Consider the following 3,708-nt stretch of genomic DNA (forward strand, 5'->3'; position numbering starts at 1 on the left):
CCCCCGGTGCGCGGCCATCCAACGCTCTTGCTTGGGGCAACCGAGGCCGACAAAGAGCACCCGAGCCCCGCTCTCGTTGATCGCTTGCACGACCGCGTCGTCCTCCTCGGCCGACAGGGCGCGGAACGGCGGGCTGTACGCGTACACCACCCGCAGCCCGGGGTAGCGAGTTCGGAGAGTGCGAGTCAGAGATTCGAGCACCGCCGGCGCACCGCCGTAGAACCCCACAGGAAGCCCTTCCCGGGCGGCCTCCCGACACACCCGCAAAGTCAGTTCCGGGCCATGCACGCGGGTCTGGGTTTCGTGCCCGCACCGCCGCAGCATCCACACAAGAGGCATCCCATCGGGAGTTACCAGATCAGCCCCATTCACCACTTCACGGAACGATGGGTTATCGTACGCCTCCATTACCATGTGCACGTTCGCGACACACACGTACCGACTCTCCCGCCCACCAGCCCAGGCTAAAATGAGTTCTGTGGCCCCCCGGAAACTCGTGGGATCTACCCGCATCCCGAGTATCTTGGCAGTCATCTTCCCGCCGCTTGTCTGTAAATCTCCATCAAGAGTTCATAATTTCGCTCCGGGCTGTATTTTCTTTCATATTCCCGCCGGGCCTCTCGCCCCATCTCAGCCATGCGGCCGGGGTTTTCCCACGCCCACGTCACCTTCTCCGCTAGGTCTTGCGGATTTCCTGGTTCAAAGAAGATGCCGGTGCGACCATCCGCGACAATCTCGCGCATCGCGCCTGTATCTGACGCAATCACAGGAACACCGCATGCGAATGCTTCCACTGCCACCATGCCAAAATTCTCATACCAACCCTCGGACGGCCACACCAAAAAACGTGCGGCTTTGAGCAAAGATATTAGCTCCTCCTTTGCTAGTCGAGGGACCCATGTTACAGAGCAGTCCTCCTGTGTCAATGCGATCACGTCGTTCATCAACTCCCCATCGCCTCTAACTCTTAACGGGACACCCTCAATCCTTCTCCAAGCTTCCATCAATGTTTTCACACCCTTTTCCTCTGTTAGTCGCCCGACAAACAGAGCGAATTCCCCCACTCCTCCTCCCCTATACCCGGGATCCGCGGACACAAAGTGAGGCTTTACCACCATTTTCGTCGGCGGCAACCCCCAATCCACAAACTTTTCCAAGAAAAACTCAGTAAACACTATATACCTATCGACTTTCCGTTGCCACGTTCTCAACGCCTTATGCGCAAAAATCAAAAGTGCGACTCCGCAAGTCAATTGCGTCGACCCTCGATAACACTTGTGGAGAATGGCAGGCCACGGTGTAAACGTTCGCGCGCATTTGTCGCACACCCTGCCATCCCTATAGATCGTGCCCTTTGCACAAAATATTCGCTGATTATGCAAGGACACCACAACCGGCACACCCATGCGCTTACAAGCGTAAAGAACCGATGGTGAAAGAGCTGCAAATGTATTATGAAAATGGGCTATATGGGGTCGATGTCTTCTTATCAATTCCCTGATTTTATCATAAGCATCACGGGACCAAACAGCACCCAACGCTGCCCCCCACGCTGGCCTGCTGAGCAGGTCACTGTTCTCGCCCACAAGTTCCAGCACCTCATGCCCGTACCGTCGCAGCAAATTCGCTTCAGATTCAAATACGGTATCTTCCCCCCCAGGGGTTAAATAGCGATTATGCACGAGCAAAACACGCATACGCTTTACTCCTCCAGCGCAAGAGGCTTGCGTACCCTACAATCAGCAACCAAACAACAGGAGGGTGCCAAATAAATACGCCTGCAGTAAATAAGCTGAGCCCCATATTCACAGCCAACACACCTAATCCTTCTAACGCATAATTTGCGACGCCCCCCACGTTCTTCCCCTTGTTGTACTTTAACTCCGACGCTAGCGTCGACCACACGGCTAACACACTCGCGACAAGGGGCACAAGCCCCGCACCTCCAACTCCCAGCAAGACTTCAATAAAAACATTATCCGCTCCAGAGTAAGCGAAATCTTCTCCGAAAGGGGCCAGGGGGGCAAGCAAGAAGCGGGTGCCCGTCATTGCCCCATAACCAAACAAAGGGCGCCTCGTTATAAAACTAAGCGCAAGCCCCCACATCTTTATGCGCCCAGATAACTCTATTACTTGTGATATATCTTGCCCCCTTAGGAAGTATTGCCACGGCGTCGAGGAGAGGAGAAGACCAAAGCAAACCGCGAGTCCCAAGAACATCATTAATCGGATACGCCTTGCTGCATACGCAACCACAAAGAGGCCACAAGAAAACGAAAACCACGCGGATCTTGACTGCGACAAAAAAAGAGTGGCAAGGCACAAACCACAATATACTGCATATCTCAACTGTCCGCCACGACTAAAATATCTCGCGAGAGCCACGATGGCTAGAGTCGCCGCGATTGCTCCAACGCCATTCGGGTGCACAACAGGGAGCACGCCAGCCAAACGGAAAGGTATCGTGGCTTCAGATCCCCCTTTTAGTTGCTTCACTGCGGCATCCGGCCACGCTATAACACCCGCCCATACAGTTAGAAGAAGCCCTGCATAAAGAAGCCACACTAGGTCAAACAAGGCTTCGTAGTTTTCGAGCTTGCCCGTATTTGACATGGTAGTTGCAACAAGAACTAGGCCGATCATGTACTCCATCATTTTATACGCGGTCCACAAGGGCTGGACAGACCAAAAGACTGACATAAAGCCTATGCTGGTATAGAGGACAAGCCAGCCCAAGGGGCCCGCGCACAAACATCGCAAAGCGGATGTTATTCTACATCCTGCCAAGGCAAGTATACAAATAGAAAAGGCAACGCACGAAACTGCTGCGATCCTATATATTTTTGCAGCGTCCAAAGCCGCAGGAACTCCACTGTGTGGATTAAAAACTAACCCGCTCAGGAAGAATACTATCCAAAACGACCACCACCAACGAAACGCGTTGCGGAGGCGAAGGGGTCTTGAGTTTCCAACCATAGCGCCCAGCCCGTGCCCGTCCGGAAATACGAACTTTAACCGCGCATCCCGAACTGGCCCAAGAGATTGCTTTAGCCCGGCGAGCCGATGAGACGGTGTAGAGGCGAAATGTAAGCGGATCATTAGTTCTACTTCATCAGATTTCCCAGAGCCTTCGCAAAGGGCAGGTTTAACGGCAGAGTGGTTCCGGGTATCATTCTAGTTCTACTTTGTCATATCTTCACAACTCGTTGCTTTGCTTAGCTTTTCTGACGTGTGATGCCATCGCGGATGCCCTTCGCCGGTGACGTCGGGCCATCTGCGCCAGGGCGTCCTCCAATGTCACGTTCGCGCGCGGCAGCAAGATGCTGAGCACTTCCCGGACGTCGCGCGCACTCAACAAGGGCAACGCACCACGATGCTTTCGGCGGACCTCCAACAAGAACAACAACGCCATCAGCACCATCGCCATGTGGTGATGCCACCCCTGCCACAACCGCACCTGGTACTCGCCCATGCCCACTTCGCTCTTGGCCTCCTGCAGGCTCCGCTCCACCCAGTAGCGCTGCCCCTGCATGTATGCCAATCGCCGCACCGACGTCTGCTCCGGCGCGTTGCTCAGCGAGTACTTGATCTCCCCAGGGTTGCGCACCGAGCGCCGCACAATCAGGTGCCAGCAGTGGGCCTCGGGCTCCCGCCCGTCCCACACCCACACTCTGCGGTGAAGCACCTCCACCCACAACGGACCCTTCG

4 protein-coding genes are annotated in these 3,708 nt (G+C 54.9%); all 4 read right to left on the reverse strand.

Annotated features, from left to right (window positions below; translation table 11 throughout):
* On the reverse strand, window positions 1–534 hold a 534-nt coding region (locus D6694_15875; protein ID RMH32658.1), incomplete at its 3' end, for a WecB/TagA/CpsF family glycosyltransferase.
* Window positions 531–1,697, reverse strand: coding sequence for a glycosyltransferase family 1 protein (locus D6694_15880; protein ID RMH32655.1), 1,167 nt, complete (start codon window positions 1,695–1,697; stop codon window positions 531–533). The genes D6694_15875 and D6694_15880, both read right to left, overlap by 4 nt.
* The gene (locus D6694_15885; protein RMH32656.1) at window positions 1,675–3,099 is read right to left on the reverse strand and encodes an O-antigen ligase domain-containing protein; all 1,425 of its coding nucleotides are present in this window, start codon (window positions 3,097–3,099) and stop codon (window positions 1,675–1,677) included. The genes D6694_15880 and D6694_15885 overlap by 23 nt, the downstream gene beginning before the upstream one ends.
* A gap of 97 nt (window positions 3,100–3,196) precedes the next feature.
* On the reverse strand, window positions 3,197–3,691 hold the full coding sequence (locus tag D6694_15890) for a hypothetical protein (protein RMH32657.1): 495 nt from the start codon (window positions 3,689–3,691) through the stop codon (window positions 3,197–3,199).
* Window positions 3,692–3,708 lie beyond the last annotated feature (17 nt).

This window comes from Gammaproteobacteria bacterium, from assembly GCA_003696665.1.
Lineage (GTDB): Bacteria > Pseudomonadota > Gammaproteobacteria > Enterobacterales.

Coding starts and splice junctions, on each gene's coding strand:
- D6694_15880 (RMH32655.1), bottom strand. CDS start 1,697: ATGCGTGTTTTGCTCGTGCATAATCGCTATTTAACCCCTGGGGGGGAA.
- D6694_15885 (RMH32656.1), bottom strand. CDS start 3,099: ATGATCCGCTTACATTTCGCCTCTACACCGTCTCATCGGCTCGCCGGG.